This window comes from Bacillus sp. FSL L8-0152 (assembly GCF_038006365.1).
GTDB lineage: Bacteria > Bacillota > Bacilli > Bacillales > Bacillaceae_G > Bacillus_A > Bacillus_A cereus.
Genome location: NZ_JBBOVB010000001.1, coordinates 1,362,241 through 1,380,039 on the forward strand (window position 1 = coordinate 1,362,241; position 17,799 = coordinate 1,380,039).

The following is a 17,799-nucleotide window of genomic DNA, read 5'->3' on the forward strand; positions in this document are numbered from 1 at the left end:
GTTTTTTTGTGAGCAATGAATTTTATATAGCTGAAAAAGTCATATATAATGTAACTTTAAGAATAGAAATTTGTTATATATGAAGTCTATATAAATAATGAAAGAATTGGATAAAAATAGTGGGAGAAGGTGAGTGAATGAGTATTACCTCTATTGTAAGTAGGCAAAAGGAATATTTTTTAAAAGGGCATACGAGAAGCATCGAAATGAGAAAGAATAATTTGAAGAAGCTTTATGAAGGCATTCAGCGTTTTGAAGAAGAAATATTTCAGGCATTGAAATTAGATTTAAATAAGTCAGTTCACGAGTCGTTTACAACGGAAGTTGGATATGTATTAAAAGAAATTTCCTTTCAATTGAAACATATGTCATCGTGGAGTAAACCGAAGCGAGTTCGAACAGCACTCACTCATTTTGGATCAAAAGGAAAAGTAGTGCCAGAGCCGTATGGTGTGACGCTTATTATTGCACCGTGGAACTATCCTTTTCAATTAGCAATTGCACCACTTGTAGGAGCACTTGCAGCTGGAAATACAATCGTTTTAAAGCCGTCAGAGTTAACGCCAAGCGTTTCAAAAGTGCTTAAGAGAATGTTAGGTGGATTATTCCCAGAAGAGCTTGTAGCGGTAGTAGAAGGTGGCGTTGAAGAGAGTACATCTTTGCTGAGGGAACCAATTGATTATATTTTCTTTACTGGTAGTGTTGGCGTTGGAAAAGTTGTAATGGAAGCAGCAGCGAAACAGTTGACGCCGCTTACGTTAGAACTTGGCGGGAAAAGTCCTTGTATTGTACATAAAGATGCAAAGATAGAGATGACAGCAAGAAGAATTGTTTGGGGTAAGTTTTTAAATGCAGGGCAGACATGTGTAGCGCCTGATTATATGTACGTGCATTCTTCCGTGAAAGAACAGCTAGTTGAGGCACTGCGACATGAAATCACAGAGCAGTATAGTAAAGAACCTTTGCAAAATGAAAATTACGTGCGTATTGTAAGTGAGCGGCATTTTGAACGATTATGTGGATTTTTACAAGATGGTCAAGTCGTAATTGGTGGAAACTATAAGAAAGATACATTACATATTGAACCGACAGTGCTAGCGGATGTTACATGGCAAGATGCTGTTATGGAAGATGAAATTTTTGGTCCGATTTTACCAATCATAGAGTACGACAATATAGAAGATGTAATTGGCACAATCCAGCAACATCCGAAGCCGTTAGCGTTATATGTATTTTCGGAAGATAAAGAAGTACAAAAGAAAGTGACGAGTAATATTTCATATGGTGGAGGCTGTATTAATGATGTTGTCTACCATCTTGCCACGCCATATTTACCTTTTGGGGGTGTTGGAAGTAGTGGATTAGGGGGTTATCATGGGAAAGAAAGTTTTCGGACTTTTTCACATTATAAAAGCATTTTAGCCCAATCTACAGCATTCGACATGAAAATTCGTTACTCTTCTACAAAAAGTGCTTTAAAATTCATACGAAAGTTGTTAAAATGATGATGGTGTTTATCAGTAGGCGTAGCCGTATGATAATAGCCCCTTCGCGATGGAAGGGGTTTTTCTGTTCGACGTTATGTATCATGCGAAAATGAATCAAACATACTACATAAAGAATAGAAACGAACGCTTGCTAAATAACCATTTTTGTTTGGATCGAAACAAAAAATAGTCTATAGAACATAAATATTTATTCATGAATATAAAAATTTAAAATTTAAGGTAGATAGGACGGGAAAATGAAAAAGATTATTAAAGTTGAAGCAGTTGAAAAACATTTTGGAAATCAAGTGATTATCCCACCTCTTTCTTTAGATATTAAAGAGGGAGAGTTTTTAACAATTTTAGGGCCGAGTGGCTGCGGGAAAACGACTTTACTTCGTATGATCGCAGGATTTGAAACTCCAACTAAAGGGAATCTTTTATTAGATGATGAAAGAATTAACGATTTGCCGCCATATAAGCGTCATATGAACCTAGTGTTCCAACATTACGCACTATTCCCGCATATGACAGTAGAGAAGAATATTTGTTTTGGTATGAAAATGCAGAAAGTATCAGCAGCAGAGCAGAAAGAGCGTGCTGAAGAGGCAATGCGTTTAACGCAGTTACTTGAGTTCCGTAATCGTAAACCTGCTAAGCTTTCTGGTGGACAACAGCAGCGTGTTGCAATTGCAAGAGCGATTGTAAATAATCCGCGTGTATTACTATTAGATGAGCCACTTGGAGCGCTTGACTTTAAGTTACGAAAAGACTTGCAACGTGAATTGAAAAACTTACAACGTAATTTAGGAATTACGTTTATATACGTAACGCACGATCAAGAAGAAGCAATGAGCATGAGCGATCGTATCGTCGTTATGAATAAAGGCCATATCGAACAAATTGGAACGCCGAAAGAAATTTATAATAAGCCGAAAACATTGTTCGTTGCGACATTCATCGGTGAAAATAATATTGTGAAAAATGGGGAAGGCTATGTAGCAATTCGCCCTGAAAATGTGAAAGTACGTTCGGTTGAAGAACCAATTTTAAAAGAATACCATCTTGGACATATTGAAGATATTGAGTTTGTCGGAAATATGGAGAAGCTTTATGTACGTGATGAGAAAACATCAGAATTACTAATGGCATATCAAACTGCTGAAGAGGCAGCGCAGTGGAGCATTGGAGATAATGTATATGTAGGCTGGGAGCAAGAGGACGAGGTGACCTTAAATTGAAAAAAGGGAAATTACTCGCACTACCTACAGTCGCGTGGCTGTTAATTTTCTTCCTAATCCCGCTCGTATTCGTATTAGGATTCGCCTTCATGCAGCGCGGAGCTTACGGGACAGTAGAAATGCAATTTACGCTGGAGAATATATCCCGTGTGTTTGATCCATTGTACTTAGGAACGTTATGGGAAACTGTTAAGATTGCAGTTATTACTACAGTAATATGTTTATTAATTGGTTATCCATTTGCGTATACAATTACAATTGTTGACCGCAAATATCGTTCTATTCTTTTATTATTGGCAACGATCCCGTTTTGGATTAACTTTCTTGTTCGTTCATACGCATGGATTGTTATTTTACGTTCACAAGGTCTTGTGAATACGTTGTTATTAAAACTCGGCATTATTAGTGAACCGTTAAATTTATTATATAATACGCCTTCTGTAATACTCGGAATGGTCTATTCTTTATTACCATTTATGATTTTACCAGTGTATGCAGCAATTGAGCAGCTGGATAAGCGTAAGCTAGAAGCGGCTTATGATTTAGGAGCAACACCAATAAAGGCATTTTGGAATATAACAGTGCCGATGACAATGTCAGGAATTGCGACTGGTTCTATTTTAGTATTCGTTTCTTCTATCGGAATGTTTGTTGTATCAGACGTGATGGGCGGATCGAAAGTAGCATTAATCGGAAACGTTATTCAAAACCAATTCTTAGGTGCACGTGACTGGCCGTTTGGATCTGCGTTATCGATTATCGTTGTTCTATTCTCTGTTCTGTTAATTTACTTATATTATCGTGCAACGAAAGTATATAAATATAATGAGAACGGAGGGGAATAGGCAAAGATGAAGAAGTTTTTAGTTTCTTATTCTTGGTTAATTTTGTTATTCTTGTATTTTCCAATGATGGTTTTAATGGTCTATTCTTTCAACGACTCTCGCATTAATGCGGAGTGGGAAGGTTTTACATTCCATTGGTATACAGATTTATTTCAAAAACAAGATGTTATTGATGCATTTGTAAATAGTATTACGATTGCAGTTATAACAACGATTGTGACAACGGTACTTGGTGTATTCTTTGCGATTGCTTTACATCGTTATAAATATCGTTTCGAAGGGGCTATTAATGGCCTTGTATATTTACCAATTTTAATTCCTGATATTTTAATGGGATTATCTTTACTAATTCTTTTCAGTCAGCTAGGAATGGAACTTGGACAAACAACGATTATTATTGCACATATTACATTTAGTATTTCGTTTGTTGTTGTTATTTTAGCTGCGCGTCTTTCAAGTATGGGACGTGACTTAGAAGAAGCTGCAAATGATTTAGGAGCAACGCCTTGGCAAACGTTTCGTTTTGTAACGTTCCCAGCAATTGCACCGGGAGTTATTTCAGCAGCATTATTAACATTCACATTATCAATTGATGATTTTGTAATTAGTTTCTTCGTATCAGGACCAGGATCAACAACATTGCCATTATACATTTACAGTATGGTTAAGCGCGGAGTATCACCAGAAATTAATGCTCTTTCTACAATTTTAATTGTTGCTATCGTAGGATTAATGGTTCTATCTGAAATCTTCCGTAACAAAGGTGCAGATGGTGAAGAAAACTCTGGAGGACACCTTCCTTTATAATACGAACGATATAGAAAGTACGAGGGGGTAATAAACCGATGAAATTAATGAAAAGAATAGCTGGCGCAGCAATTAGCTTTAGCCTTGTTGCTGGTGTGCTTGCTGGTTGTGGTGAAAAGAAAGAAGAATTAAATATTTATAGCTGGGCTGACAATTTTGATGAGCAAGTGCTAAGAGATTTTGAAAAGAAGTATAATGTGAAAATTAACTATGATAAGTACGCAAGTAACGAAGAAATGCTTGCGAAATTACAAGCTGGTGGCGCAAAGTATGATTTAATTCAACCATCTGATTACATGGTTAAAACAATGGCAAAAATGGATTTATTAGCGCCGTTAGATAAAAAGAATATCCCAAATATCGAAAACATGGTTTCTAATTTCAAAACACCTGCGTTTGATCCAGAGAATAAATATTCTTTAGTGTACACTTGGGGTGTAACAGGGATTGCATACAATAAAAAGTATGTGAAAGAAGCACCTACAAGCTGGGCTGACTTATGGAATGAGAAATATAAAGGACATGTAACGTTATTAAACGATTCTCGTGAAGTATTAGGAGTGGGTCTTAAGAAGCACGGGTTCTCAAACAGTACGAAAGAAGATGCAGAGTTAAAGACAGCAGCAGATGATTTAAAGAAGCTGCTTCCAAACTTATTAGCATTTGATACAGATAACATTAAACAAAAATTCATTACAGAAGATGCTTGGATCGGAACAGTTTGGTCTGGAGATGCAGCATTTATCGCAAAAGATAATAAAGATGTAGAATACGTTGTACCAAAAGAAGGCGGCACAATTTGGGCTGATACGTTAGCAATTCCAAAAGGTGCAAAACATAAAGAGCTTGCTGAGAAGTTTATGAACTACTTACTTGATGAAAAAGTAAGTGTGAAAAACTACGAGTCAATTGGTTACAGTAATCCAAATGAAAAAGCTCATCCTCTTCATAGTAAAGAATACCGTGATAATCACATGATTTTCTTAACGAAAGAAGAGTTAGATCGTACAGAATGGCTTGTTGATGTAGACGATAAGTTAAAAGACTATGATCGTTACTGGACAGAGCTAAAAACAAAAGGTAAATAAGTAAGAAAATGCGGTTTCTAAAGTAGAAATCGCATTTTTTCATAGTAGGAGGAAATCGTTTGAAGAAGAAGTTACATCAGTATGAGGTAATATGTATCGGTTTATTATTTGCTGTATTTAGTATTGTTGCTTGGCGCGTACATGCAGGTGGCGTTACAGTAATGGATACATATGTCCGCGGATTAGTAAAAGGGCTACAAACGGAAAGTTCCCTTACATTTTTCTCGTACTTTACAAAATTGGGGTCAGCAATTGGGATAGCTGCTACGCTCGTTATAAGTTTGCTTGTTTTTTGGAAGAAGCGTTATTATGCTGCGATGATTGTGTATCCAATGGGAATTTTAATAACACATCTTGTGAATAAAGGGATAAAAGAGATTGTAAAGAGAGAACGTCCGTCATTAAATGAAGCGTTAGATGCACTTGGATATAGTTTTCCTAGTGGACATGCAATGCTATCGATTATGACATTTGGATTTCTTGCTTATATCATTGCTGCTAATTTGAAAAGCATAGCTGGGAAATGTGTCATAACGATTTTGATGGGTATAGTAATCCTATCGATTGGATTAAGTAGAGTCATTTTAAATGTACATTACCCAACTGATATTTTAGCTGGTTACTGCGTAGGTGGTATTTTGTTAGTTATCGCTATTTACTATCATCGTTTACTTACTGAGAGATTGGGGCTTAATAAAGAGAGATAGAAAAAACGCCTGGAAAAACTATCATTATAGTGTTCCTAGGCGTTTTTTGTTTGTATAAAGATATGATACAGTATAAGTGACAATTGAATTATTTAAAGTAGGTGAAAATGTGTGAAGACAAATGTTCATAAAGTTGATAAGTGGGGGAAGTTAGGAGCTTTTTTGTATCAATTTCGTTATACAGTAATTGTAGCGTTACTGTTGCTTGCAATCGCACTTGGGATTTTTGCTCCAAAGCTACCGGGAGTATTAGGTGGTGACGGTTTCCAAACGGAAGGAGACTATCAAAAAACAAAAGAAATTTTAGATAAAGATTTTAAGAAGTCTCAAGATACGCTTCTGCTCGTTTTTGAGAAAAATCAAGATGCTTCGCATGAGGAATTTAAAAAGCGAATAGATGAAATTGTAAAGAATGTTCAAGAGAAAGAGAACTATGAATCTTTCCATCACCCAATCCAAAATAAAGAAATGCTACAAGATGACATCGGTTATGCGACAATTTTATTTTCCGGGAAAACAAATAAAGAAAGAATGGAAAAGACATTACAATTTGCTAATGAGATTGAGAAAGAAAGTAATGTAGCATTAAAAGTAACACCTACAGGATTTCCGAAAATTAATCAAGAGATTAATGAAAGAACGCAAAATGATTTAAAAGTAGCAGAAATGATTGGATTACCAATTGCGTTTCTTGTATTACTATTTTCGTTTGGTAGCCTTTTGGCATCAATTTTACCGATTTTGAATGGAGCGCTTAGTGTTATTAGCACGATGGGTATATTGTATTTCATCGGTGTGGATAAAGAACTATCTATTTTCGTGTTAAACGTTGCACCGATGATTGGACTTGCACTATCTATTGATTTTGCGCTATTATTTGTGAACCGTTTTCGAGAGGAAGTTGCTAAACGAACGGTAAAAGAAGCGATAGCAATTACATATCAGACGGCAGGACGTGCAATTGTATTTTCAGGATTATGCGTATTTGTTGGGTTATCCGGTTTGTTTTTCTTTAAGATAGATTATATTCAATCTGTCGCAATTAGCGGAATGATTGTTGTGATTATGAGTATTTTATTCTCATTCACACTTCTTCCAGCGTTATTATCGTTAATCGGTAAAAAAATATTAAAAAAGAATCAAGTAGCACATACGCCGGCAAAAGCATGGCGTAAATTTGCACAATTTGTGATGAAACATCCAATTGCAATGATTGTTGTTGTTACAACATTTATTGTTATTTGCTTATTACCGTTACGTACAGCTAATTTGCAGTTCCCTAGTGTTGAAGCTTTACCTGAAAAGAGTGATACAAGGATTGCATATGAAAAGTATGAAGAAGCATTTAATAAAACTGTCAAAACACACGCTGATGTTACGTTAGTTGTAGAGACGAAAAAAGATATGAAAGAAAAAGAAAGTCTACAAAAGATAGAAGAAGTCGTTCAAAAGTTAAAAGATGATAAAAAAGTACATGAAGTAAGAAGTTTATACGACGGGTTAACTGGAATGAAAGCAGATCAAGTTGCTGGAATATTGCAGTCGCCAGAAGCAGCAAAACTAACTCCTGTATTTGAAGCATACACAAAAGGGAATAAGACGACGATAGAAGTTTTTTTGAAAACAAAACCACGTACAGAGACTGCAAAACAGTGGGTGCGTGACTTTAAAAAGAACTATAAAGAAACGAATGTTACGTATTATCTAGGCGGAATGACGACGTTTCAACAAGAATTAGAAGATGAAATTAAAGATAAAGTTGTAATTGGTATGTCTGTTATATTTGGATCGACCTTTGTTATATTATTATTTGCATTCCGATCTATACTCATTCCAATTAAGGCAATTATTATGAATATACTTAGTTTGAGTGCAACCATTGGAATTGTTGTTTGGTTATTTGAAGGTGGTCATTTCGGTTTAGAAGCGAGTCCGGTTCTGTTTGTCTTACCAATCTTCATTTTTGGCCTCGTATTTGGGCTTAGTATGGATTATGAAGTATTTCTTATTTCACGTATTCACGAGCTCTATGAAGAAACAGGAGATAACGATCAAGCAACGTTAGAAGGGCTCGTTTCAACAAGTAGAATCATTACATCAGCTGCATTAATTATGATTGTTGTAACGGGTGCATTCGCATTTACTGATATTTTACCAGTAAAGCAGATGGGGCTTGGCGTGGCATTAGCAATATTTCTTGATGCAACAATTATTCGTCTTATGCTCGTTCCAAGCTTAATGAAGTTATTTGGAGACTGGAATTGGTGGTTACCATTTCGAAAAAAACGAGAAAAATCATCGTAAAAAAAATGCTCATCATATTGATGAGCATTTTTTTATGAATAGCAAGACCTACATTTTGCAAATAGTATGTGATAAGAACATTACATACAAGTAGGTGAAGGCAATGTTTCGTTATTTTAAGTTTAAGTTAAATGATACAGTACAGTTTGCAGAAAACGATGGGCATATGTATCGCATTGTCGGTTATCGGTTAGAAAAGGGATTTTATCCAAAAGATGAATGGACTCATATCATTTATGAACTACTTAGAGAATTTGACGGGTATACGATGGATGCAGAGGAGGAAGAACTTGTAAAGGTCGTTCAAGTAGAGGATGAGTATTACAAAATAAAAGAAGTATCAGGTTATCGTTATCCAGTAAAAATGAAACAAAAACAACAAGTGATGAAAATAGAAAGGATGGACGATTTATTAGATGCTTACAATGACTATAAAAGGTTGGCGGATTTCTTTAAAGATTTATCGTATGAACAAAAAGCTGAAGAAGTATTGTTAGAAATGAAAAGACTTAGAGCTTGAGGGGCAGTCTATTATAAGACTGTCCTCTATTTTTGACGGTGCACCAAAGTGTGTTTTCCGTTACAATGAGAGAATCAATAGAAATAAGGTGATAAACAGTATGGAAACAAAGAAAAAGGGCGAATGGTGTGAAATTACCGTTCCAGCTAAATGGAATGGTATAAGTATTGAATCGGTATTAAAAGTAGAATGGGAAATACCGAAAAAGCTATTACATCAGCTTCGTATGGAAAAAGGTGTTACGGTTAACGGAGAACAAAGAAGATGGAATGAGCTTTTAAAAGAGAACGATAAGTTACAAGTTCATATGTTTGCGGAGGAAGAGTACGGTGTGGATCCAGAATATGGTGAATTGCATGTAGTATACGAAGATGATCACGTACTCATCGTAAATAAACCAGAGAAAATGGACACACATCCTGCTGAAAAAGGTGGAACCGGGACGCTTGCAAATCTTGTTGCTTTTCATTTTCAAATGCAAGGTTTAGAGGCGAAGGTGCGTCATATTCATCGTTTAGATAAAGATACGACAGGTGGTGTCGTATTTGCTAAGCATAGAATTGCTGGTGCAATTATGGATCGTTTATTAATGGAACGAAAAATTAAAAGGACGTACGCAGCGCTCGTTGAAGGGAAAGTAAAGAAGAAACAAGGAACGATTGATGCTGCTATTGGAAGGGATCGCCATCATGCTACAAGGCGTCGTATTTCTCCAAAAGGTGACCAAGCTATCACATATTATAAAGTAGAAAAGTATTTTAAGAAGCAAAACACGACTTTCGTAACGTTACAATTAGAAACGGGTAGAACGCATCAAATTCGTGTTCATATGAGCCATAATGGTAATCCACTAGTTGGGGATGTATTATATGGTGGACAAACAAAATATATGTCCAGTCAAGCATTGCATGCGATGAAGATAAATTTCTTGCATCCAATTACGAAAGAAGCGATTGAAGTTGATGTGCCGTTTCCTACAAAGTTAGATAATAAAATAAGAGAATTTCAAAAAGAAAATGCGTAAAGTATAAGGTTTAATTTGAAAAAAGTAGATTTTTGCAGGGATTTCTCTAAAAGGAGCGAAGCCGTTAAGAGAAAAGAGAGGTGAGAATCACTTGATCAAATATAAGTATGTACTTGGAATATTTTTCGCTTGTCTTTTAGTTACTCTATGTCTCTATCCCTATTTACCAACTCGTATGGCAGTACATTGGAATGTAAATGGTGAGCCAAACGAGTTTATGAGTAAACAAGTTGTTGTAGCATTTATTCCTTGTTTTATTATTTTTTCATATGGATTTTTGTATATTATTTCACATAATATATTTAAGTTTAATGAAAGAGAGCATGGTATTATAGACGGATTTATAAAGAAAATTACGTTATTTATGTTGTTTATTCATATGCTTATCCTCTTTATTAATTTTGAGGATTTGATATCCTTTCAAACAGGATTAACGATTGGGATTAGTATGTTTCTTTTTATGCTGAGTAAAGAATTTAAGAAAATAAAAGGCAAAGAAAAAGACCCAATTAAATTACAAAAAATTCGTTTAGTAAGTAGACAGATTTTTCAAGTGATGGCATGTGGCATATTGTTTTCATTGTTTTTGAACTTAGAGTGGGGATTTTATGTATTGCTTAGTGTAATAAGCTGTGGATCTATGCTATTTATGTTATATATTTTCTATTCATACATAATAGAAAGTTATGAAACTTAAAAAAGAGTCTTCTCATTATGAGAAGACTCTTTTAATCTATTTACTTTGTAATAAATTGTTGTGTCCAGTAGTTGCCGCTTTCTACATAACCAACACCGATGTGAGTGAAGCCGTTATTTAAGATGTTTGCACGGTGTCCAGCGCTGTTCATCCAAGCTTGTACCACTTCTTCAGGTGTACGTTGGCCTTGAGCGATGTTTTCACCTGCAGATGTATAAGAAATACCAAATTTCTTCATCATGTCAAACGGAGACCCGTATGTAGGGCTGTTATGATCAAAGTAGTTGTTTTTTTGCATGTCTTCAGACTTAATACGTGCTACTTTGCTTAATTCAGTATCGATTTTTAGTGCTGGTAAGCCTTGTTTTGCACGCTCAGCGTTTGTTAATTCAACAACACGTTGTTCGAACTCGCTTAAAGATTTTGCTTCTTCAGCAGGCTTTTGCTCAGCAGGTTTTTGTTCAGCAGGTTTTTGCGTATTGTTGTTTTCAGCAGGCTTTTGAGCTTCTGGTTTTTGAACTTCTTCAGCAGGCTTTTGCTCGGCAGGTTTTTGCTCAGCAGGCTTTTGAGTTTCTGGCTTAGCTGTTGGTTGCTCAGTTACAACATTTTCAGTAGGTTGTTGACCAGGAATGAAGCAGTTTGGTTGGAAGTTTCCTTGTTGCCATTGTGCTAATGATTCAACTCCCATAGATTGTAAGAATGCTTGTAGTTCTTGTTGGCTCATTTGCTTCATCATCATTTTTGAATGCTGAATATTTTGAACCTTTATGTTAGATGGTTGTACTGTTGCAGCTTGTGCATCTAGAGAAGATACTCCTAAAGTAAGAGCTGTTGCAGCAGCTACAGATAATAAAACACGCTTTTTCATGATGTGTGTCCCCCTATATAAAGTTTTAATTTGTTTTCACACGATTTGTTTTTGACAGCCTGTCTGACTGACAAATTCATCGTAGCATACAATTTGCGAGAAAAAAGATGGAAAAAAATTCATAGACTTTAAAATTACCTAATTTATCCTAAGAGAAGAAGGGAGCAAAAATAAGAGAAATATAGAGTATAAAAGGAATTTATAGTGTTTTTATACTTGGCTTTAAGAGGGGGTTTTTGGATAAAGTTACCTAAATAGAAAATGAAGAATCCTATTGTATCAATGGTTTGAGCAATTTTTTGAGGAATATAATGGATTGATTTTTACAAAACTGTAATGTTTCTGTTGTTCTTTTTTATAATAAAGTAACATATTTTTAATGTTGTAGCAGACAAAAAAGCGGCTATCTCTTTACATAGACGAAGGAGATAGCCGTTTTCCTATTATTACGTATGTTACGAGTTATTACGAGTTAGTTTCAATTGCTTCTAATAATAAATCCACAATGTGAATTCCTCTCATTTTATGAGAAAGCCCTTCTCGCTCAATGCCCAATTTCATTTGTAATAAACAACCTGGATTTGCAGTAACAATGGTTGCTGCGTCTGTTTCATGCACACGGTCCATTTTGTAATCTAGAAATTCCATTGATAACTCTGAATGAACAATATTGTAAATACCAGCAGAGCCACAGCAGCGGTCGGCATCTTTCATTTCTCGATATGTTGCACCTTGGATAGCCTCTAGTAACATACGAGGTTCAGAAGATGTGCGCATAACATTGCGTAAATGACAAGAGTCTTGATACGTAATAACTTGCGGTGTGAGTCGTAAGTCAGTTCGCTTATGGAAGTCTAGTTCTACTAGTATAGCAGTAATATCTTTAATTTTAGAAACAAACTGCTTAGCACGTTCAGCCCAATCCGGATCATCCTTTAAAAGATAATCATAGTCTACGAGATAAGCCCCGCAACCACCTGCATTCGTAATAATATAGTCGATGTTTAAATCTTCGAATGCTTTTATATTTCGCTTTGCTAATTCTTTTGCGCCACTCTTTTCACCAGCATGTCCATGCAATGCACCGCAGCAACTTTGTGTTTTCGGAATAACGATATCACAACCAGCTAATTGAAGAAGTTTCATCGTTGCGTTATTTGTTTCTAAAAACATCGTATCCATTAAGCAGCCTGTGAAGAATGCAACTTGTTTTTTCTTTGTACTTTCTGCAGGTAAAAATGAAGGACGATCTTTCATGGCTTTCATTTTAGGGACTTTTGGTAAAACGAGATCCATCGTTGCAAGTGTTTCAGGGAATAACTTCATAATACCTGTTTTATGTGTTAGCGTTTGTAAACCAGAACGTTGATAAAATCCGATTAGTCCGGTTAATGTTCGCATTCGATTTTGATGGGGGAATAATCCTTCAAAAACGACTTTTCGAACAGCTTTCACTGGCATTGAGAATTTTTTATTTTGATTAATAATATCTCGAGCCTCTTCTAATAAATGTCCATAATTTACACCAGATGGACAAACAGGCTCACAAGCACGGCAACCAAGACAAACGTTTAATGTATTTTCAACATCTTCATCTGGTTCGATTAAACCATCAACGACTGCTTTCATTAATGCGATACGTCCGCGTGGTGAATGTGACTCTTTATATCCGGATTGAATGTAGGTAGGACAAGTAGGTAAACAAAAACCGCATCGCATACAGTTAAGTAGCTCATCTTCACTTAATCGTTCTTTAAATTCTTTTTGAATATTTTCTTTATTTAATGTGGTCATCGCTCAACCACCACTCTTTTTCGAGTGTCTTTCGCGAACATTTTTCCAGGGTTCATAATGTTGTTTGGATCGAAAGCTTGCTTTATTCCTTGCATAGCTGCAATACCTTCTTTACCTAATTTCATTTCTAAATATGGAGCTTTCATTGCACCAACACCATGTTCACCAGTAATTGTGCCACCAAGTTCAATTGCTTTCGCAAATATTTCAGCAAAAGCTTGTTCAGCTCGGTGCATTTCTTCTGCATTACGAGCATCTGTCATACAAGTTGGATGTAAGTTACCATCACCAGCGTGTCCAAACGTACAAATAGGAATATTATATTTTTTTGCAATGGCATTAATAGCTTCAACCATTGGAGCGATTTGTGAACGTGGTACAGTCGCATCTTCTAATATTGTAGTAGGTTTTAATCGTGCGAGCGCTGATAGAGCACTACGGCGAGCAGTACGAAGCGCATCTGCTTCTGTTTCATCTTTTGCAATGCGAACATCAACTGCATTCATAGAGCGGCAAACGTTAGCCATGTTTTCAATATCTCGATTGACTACTTCGGGCGGGCCGTCTTGTTCGATTAATAAAATTGCTTTTACGTCAGTTGGTAAACCGATTTGCGCAAACTCTTCTACTACTTCAATTGTCGGTTGGTCTAAGAACTCCAGTGTTGCTGGAATGATTTTATTTGCAATAATAGAAGAAACAGCACGTGCAGCTTCATTAATATCTTCATATAGTGCAAGCATTGTTTTCTTTGTTTCAGGCATAGGAACAAGTTTTAATATAGCTTCTGTTACCACGCCAAGTGTTCCTTCAGAACCGATAAATAACCGAGTTAAATCGTAACCAGCTACATCTTTTGCTAATTTACCACCAGTGCGAATAATATCGCCATTTGGTAAGACAAGTTCAAGCCCCATTACATAATCACGTGTTACGCCGTATTTCAAACCGCGTAATCCACCTGAGTTTTCATTAATATTACCGCCGATTGTAGAAATTTTCATCGAGCTTGGATCTGGTGGATAAAATAAACCTTTTTCTTCTACCGCTTTAATAATATCAAGTGTAATGACACCAGCTTGTACAGTAATTGTTAAGTTTTCTTCATCAATTTCTAAAATATTGTTCATATAGCGGAAAATAAGGACGATACCGCCTTCAAGTGGACATGTTCCTGCGCAAAGATTTGTTCCAGACCCGCGCACATACACAGGAATTTTGTGAGTGTTACATACTTTTAACACTTCAGCTACTTCATTTGTATTACGAGGAGCAATGACTGCATCAGGCATTGCTTGGAAGTTTGGAGTGGCATCATAACTATAAGTTAAACGCCCCATATTGGATGTATCTACATTATCTTCGCCAACAATAGATACGAATGAATGAATAATTTGCTTTTCTAACATTGGAAATCCCCCTCAAACTGTTAACGTGTTTAGTTATAATAAACAACGTGGTAACAGTGCTTTCATTATAATGATAAAAAAGTCGAGGGATTCTTTCTATGTATAATCATCTAAAGATTAATCTGTTTTATCGTTCTTTTTTGTATGATCATCTAATAGGAGGAGTGCGAAGTATAAAACGTTTAAGTCTTTGAATTGTTTTGGATCAAGTCCTGTATGTTCTTCAATCTTTTTTAGCCTGTAATGTAATGTGTTAATGTGTATATGTAATTGTTTAGCCGTCTGTTTATAAGATTGGTTATAATCGATAAATAAGCGCAAAGTATGCATAAGCTCAGGAAATGATAATAAGTTTTCGATGGTACGCTCTAGAAATTGTTCACGCGTTTCGGCAGAAATATCTTGTAAACACATTTCTAAACGTAAATCTTCATTAAATACAATTTTTTTCGTTTCCAATGATACAGAAAGAGCGCGTAATGCTTGTTCGTAACATATGTTCATATTGTTTGAGGTAACTGTTTGTCCAATCCCGATATATAAAGGAATAGAAAATAAAGTTTCGCAGTCTTGTTTTAAACGTTTTAAAAATTGATAAGTTTGCTCTTTGGAGCTCGTTGCTGTAAATAAAATAAAACGATCATTTCCCCAACGAACAAATAGATGCTCTTTTGTTAAAATATTACGTATGTGTTGCCATATTTTACGCTGGAGCATCGTGTCATTTTTGTCAATAGAAAACAAAATAAGTTGTTTTTTCTTATATAAATCAATGCCAAGTGTTTTGGCGCGATCAAGAAAACTCGGGGACCACTCTGTATTTTGAAGCCAATCAAAGACGAAAGCTTCATAAGAACGGTGCTCAAGTTCTAGTTGCTCTAAAAAGTAGTTTTCATGAATTAATAATTCGGTCATCTTACGCAATATTTCGCCGTAGCGTGAAATATTTTCAGGTTCTCCTGTAATTCCAATGACACCAATTACTTCATCATGAAATAATAAAGGAAGATTCATCCCAGCCTTTACACCTTGCAATCGCCTTTCATCTTCTTTTGTAATGATGACGGTTTTCTTTTGTTTGGCGCAGCGGAGTGCACCTTCATGAAATTGACCAATTCTTTCTGTATCTGTACTTGCGATAATAACGCCTTCTATATTAATGATAATAATATTTTCTGTAATTAGTCTGCGTACTTCTCGTACAATTTTACTCGCTAAATCAGGAAATAGCATAATTGACACACCTCAAATTCTATTTGTTGTACATTATATATGTAAATTGAGTAAGAAAGGAAAATTTCACACTTTCCACACATTTATTTGTTATTTTACAATTATAACGAAATCATCCGAAGATGGAGGGAATCTTTTGAGGAAGTATGTTTTTCTTCTCTGTTTTTTATTTCTATTAGTAGGGTGTCAAGGAAGTTCGTATACACCAATTGCTAAAGATAAAAATGTTATTATAACAACGAATATAAAAGAAGGCAGTATTAGTTTTATTGATAAAAAAGATAAAAAGTTAATCACGACATGGGAACTAAATGAGCCAATGGCCGGAATCACACTGCTTCCAAATGGTGAGGAAATACTTGTATACGGTAAGCAATTAGAATATATGTATGTATATTCACTAACGGAAGGAAGGCAAGTGGAAAAATATAAAACTGGAAAAGGCATTGTAAATGTGGTCGTATCAGCAGATAAAAAACAATTATTTGCTGCTGATCAAAATGCTCAAAAGGTAAGGTTCTTTACGATAAATGGGAAAGAGACAGGAAATGTTTCAACAGGAAAAGGGCCTATAACGATGGTAGAGTATCAGAATCGGTTATCTGTACTAAACTTTTATGATACGAAACTAACGACAATTGATACGAAGAAAAAAGAAGTTATTCAATCCTTTATGATTCCGCCAGCATCAACAGGAGCGACGATTAGTCCTGATGGGAAAGAAATATGGATTGGCGGACATGGTGATGGAAATCAAGTAAATGAGAAAGTGTTAGTGTATTCTTTACAGAGTGGAGAAATGGTGCGTTCTTTACACGCTCCATTTATGCCTGTGAATATAACGAAGGATAGTAAGTACGTATATGCACTCAGTCATGGATCGAATACACTTAGAAAGTTTGATATTAGCACATATAAAGAAATAGCTTCTGTAGAAGTAGGGTCGAATCCATTTGCATTTTTGGAGAGCGGAGCAGAAGGATATGTAGCCAGTTATGATAGTGATGAAGTGTGCGTTATGGATATGAAGAATTTGAAAATAAAACAAACAATTAAAGTCGGAAAAGGACCGTTTCAACTCATAGAGAGGGAAGGGAAGGACAATGAATAAATATAGAGTACTAGTTGTAGATGATGAAAGTGATATGAGGCAGCTTGTTGGAATGTATTTGGATAACTTTGGATATGAGTGGGGAGAAGCTGAGAATGGAAAAGAGGCTCTTAAAAAACTAGAAACGGATCATTATGATTTCGTTGTATTAGATATTATGATGCCAGAAATGGATGGACTTTCAGTTTGTAAAGAAATTAGAAAAACGTCAGATGTACCGATTATATTTTTAACCGCAAAAGGTGAAGAGTGGAATAGGGTGAACGGTTTACGTATGGGAGCAGATGATTATATTGTAAAACCGTTTAGTCCTGGTGAATTGGTTGCCCGTATGGAAGCTGTGTTAAGAAGATATACAAAACAAGAACAGCAAGAAGAGATTCAATTTGGACCAATTCTTATCAATGAAAAAAGTAGAAGAATCGAGGCGGATGGTGAGTCGATTTCTCTTACTGTAAAAGAGTTTGATTTACTATATTTTCTTTGCCAGCATACAGGACAAGTATTTAGCCGGGAGCAATTACTTGAAAAGGTATGGGGATATGATTATGCCGGAAGTACAAGAACAGTAGATACGCACGTGAAAACGATGCGCTTGAAGCTTGGAGAAAGTGGAAACTACATTCAAACTGTTTGGGGTGTAGGCTATAAATTCGAGGTGTAA

General features: G+C 35.7%; 16 protein-coding genes. 12 read left to right on the top strand and 4 right to left on the bottom strand.

What is annotated here, in order from left to right; all coding sequences use genetic code 11:
* Positions 1 to 137: 137 nt before the first annotated feature.
* The 10 genes from MHH27_RS06895 (at position 138) to MHH27_RS06940 (ending at position 10,720) form a co-directional block, all read left to right on the top strand.
* Entirely contained in the window at positions 138 to 1,505 is a 1,368-nt protein-coding gene (locus MHH27_RS06895; RefSeq protein ID WP_110496230.1) for an aldehyde dehydrogenase, read from the top strand.
* A 239-nt stretch (positions 1,506 to 1,744) separates the two neighbouring features.
* Positions 1,745 to 2,728 (top strand): spermidine/putrescine ABC transporter ATP-binding protein PotA, encoded by a 984-nt coding sequence (potA, locus tag MHH27_RS06900; RefSeq protein ID WP_000720333.1) that lies wholly within the window; start codon positions 1,745 to 1,747, stop codon positions 2,726 to 2,728.
* Complete coding sequence (potB, locus tag MHH27_RS06905; protein WP_000715500.1) at positions 2,725 to 3,573, top strand: spermidine/putrescine ABC transporter permease PotB; 849 nt, start codon at positions 2,725 to 2,727, stop codon at positions 3,571 to 3,573. Before potA ends, potB begins: the two co-directional genes overlap by 4 nt.
* Before the next feature lie 6 nt (positions 3,574 to 3,579).
* Complete coding sequence (gene potC, locus MHH27_RS06910) at positions 3,580 to 4,380, top strand: spermidine/putrescine ABC transporter permease PotC (protein ID WP_000714190.1); 801 nt, start codon at positions 3,580 to 3,582, stop codon at positions 4,378 to 4,380.
* 38 nt (positions 4,381 to 4,418) lie between these two features.
* Positions 4,419 to 5,468: a spermidine/putrescine ABC transporter substrate-binding protein PotD gene (gene potD, locus MHH27_RS06915; protein WP_000772490.1), complete on the top strand. Its 1,050-nt coding sequence runs from the start codon at positions 4,419 to 4,421 to the stop codon at positions 5,466 to 5,468.
* Positions 5,469 to 5,527: 59 nt separating this feature from the next.
* Entirely contained in the window at positions 5,528 to 6,175 is a 648-nt protein-coding gene (locus MHH27_RS06920) for a phosphatase PAP2 family protein (protein WP_053564950.1), read from the top strand.
* A 111-nt stretch (positions 6,176 to 6,286) separates the two neighbouring features.
* Positions 6,287 to 8,479 (top strand): MMPL family transporter, encoded by a 2,193-nt coding sequence (locus MHH27_RS06925; RefSeq protein ID WP_340942041.1) that lies wholly within the window; start codon positions 6,287 to 6,289, stop codon positions 8,477 to 8,479.
* Positions 8,480 to 8,582: 103 nt separating this feature from the next.
* The gene (locus MHH27_RS06930) at positions 8,583 to 8,999 is read left to right on the top strand and encodes a histidinol dehydrogenase (RefSeq protein WP_098235223.1); all 417 of its coding nucleotides are present in this window, start codon (positions 8,583 to 8,585) and stop codon (positions 8,997 to 8,999) included.
* A 100-nt stretch (positions 9,000 to 9,099) separates the two neighbouring features.
* Positions 9,100 to 10,023, top strand: coding sequence for an RluA family pseudouridine synthase (locus MHH27_RS06935; RefSeq protein ID WP_000448347.1), 924 nt, complete (start codon positions 9,100 to 9,102; stop codon positions 10,021 to 10,023).
* Between the two features lie 91 nt (positions 10,024 to 10,114).
* A complete protein-coding gene (locus tag MHH27_RS06940) occupies positions 10,115 to 10,720 on the top strand; it encodes a DUF1648 domain-containing protein (RefSeq protein ID WP_097822211.1) in 606 nt (201 codons plus the stop codon).
* Between the two features lie 40 nt (positions 10,721 to 10,760).
* On the opposite strand, the gene MHH27_RS06945 is transcribed toward MHH27_RS06940, so the two are convergent.
* From MHH27_RS06945 to MHH27_RS06960, 4 genes are all read right to left on the bottom strand, one after another.
* Positions 10,761 to 11,588: a CAP domain-containing protein gene (locus tag MHH27_RS06945; protein WP_053564947.1), complete on the bottom strand. Its 828-nt coding sequence runs from the start codon at positions 11,586 to 11,588 to the stop codon at positions 10,761 to 10,763.
* A gap of 465 nt (positions 11,589 to 12,053) precedes the next feature.
* Positions 12,054 to 13,382 carry a (Fe-S)-binding protein gene (locus MHH27_RS06950; protein ID WP_043936070.1) on the bottom strand — a complete coding sequence of 443 codons (1,329 nt, stop codon included), beginning with the start codon at positions 13,380 to 13,382 and terminating at the stop codon, positions 12,054 to 12,056.
* Positions 13,379 to 14,791 (bottom strand): glycolate oxidase subunit GlcD, encoded by a 1,413-nt coding sequence (gene glcD / locus MHH27_RS06955; protein ID WP_090975871.1) that lies wholly within the window; start codon positions 14,789 to 14,791, stop codon positions 13,379 to 13,381. Before glcD ends, MHH27_RS06950 begins: the two co-directional genes overlap by 4 nt.
* 117 nt (positions 14,792 to 14,908) lie before the next feature.
* A complete protein-coding gene (locus MHH27_RS06960; protein ID WP_139213197.1) occupies positions 14,909 to 16,033 on the bottom strand; it encodes a PucR family transcriptional regulator in 1,125 nt (374 codons plus the stop codon).
* 127 nt (positions 16,034 to 16,160) lie between these two features.
* Between MHH27_RS06960 and MHH27_RS06965 the strand changes: the two genes are divergently transcribed.
* Together MHH27_RS06965 and MHH27_RS06970 are read left to right on the top strand one after the other, a co-directional pair.
* Positions 16,161 to 17,135, top strand: coding sequence for a YncE family protein (locus MHH27_RS06965; RefSeq protein ID WP_090975876.1), 975 nt, complete (start codon positions 16,161 to 16,163; stop codon positions 17,133 to 17,135).
* Positions 17,128 to 17,799, top strand: coding sequence for a response regulator transcription factor (locus tag MHH27_RS06970; RefSeq protein WP_001046397.1), 672 nt, complete (start codon positions 17,128 to 17,130; stop codon positions 17,797 to 17,799). The genes MHH27_RS06965 and MHH27_RS06970 overlap by 8 nt, the downstream gene beginning before the upstream one ends.

Coding starts and splice junctions, on each gene's coding strand:
- MHH27_RS06895 (WP_110496230.1), top strand. CDS start 138: ATGAGTATTACCTCTATTGTAAGTAGGCAAAAGGAATATTTTTTAAAA.
- potA (WP_000720333.1), top strand. CDS start 1,745: ATGAAAAAGATTATTAAAGTTGAAGCAGTTGAAAAACATTTTGGAAAT.
- potC (WP_000714190.1), top strand. CDS start 3,580: ATGAAGAAGTTTTTAGTTTCTTATTCTTGGTTAATTTTGTTATTCTTG.
- potD (WP_000772490.1), top strand. CDS start 4,419: ATGAAATTAATGAAAAGAATAGCTGGCGCAGCAATTAGCTTTAGCCTT.
- MHH27_RS06930 (WP_098235223.1), top strand. CDS start 8,583: ATGTTTCGTTATTTTAAGTTTAAGTTAAATGATACAGTACAGTTTGCA.
- MHH27_RS06935 (WP_000448347.1), top strand. CDS start 9,100: ATGGAAACAAAGAAAAAGGGCGAATGGTGTGAAATTACCGTTCCAGCT.
- MHH27_RS06945 (WP_053564947.1), bottom strand. CDS start 11,588: ATGAAAAAGCGTGTTTTATTATCTGTAGCTGCTGCAACAGCTCTTACT.
- MHH27_RS06950 (WP_043936070.1), bottom strand. CDS start 13,382: ATGACCACATTAAATAAAGAAAATATTCAAAAAGAATTTAAAGAACGA.
- glcD (WP_090975871.1), bottom strand. CDS start 14,791: ATGTTAGAAAAGCAAATTATTCATTCATTCGTATCTATTGTTGGCGAA.
- MHH27_RS06970 (WP_001046397.1), top strand. CDS start 17,128: ATGAATAAATATAGAGTACTAGTTGTAGATGATGAAAGTGATATGAGG.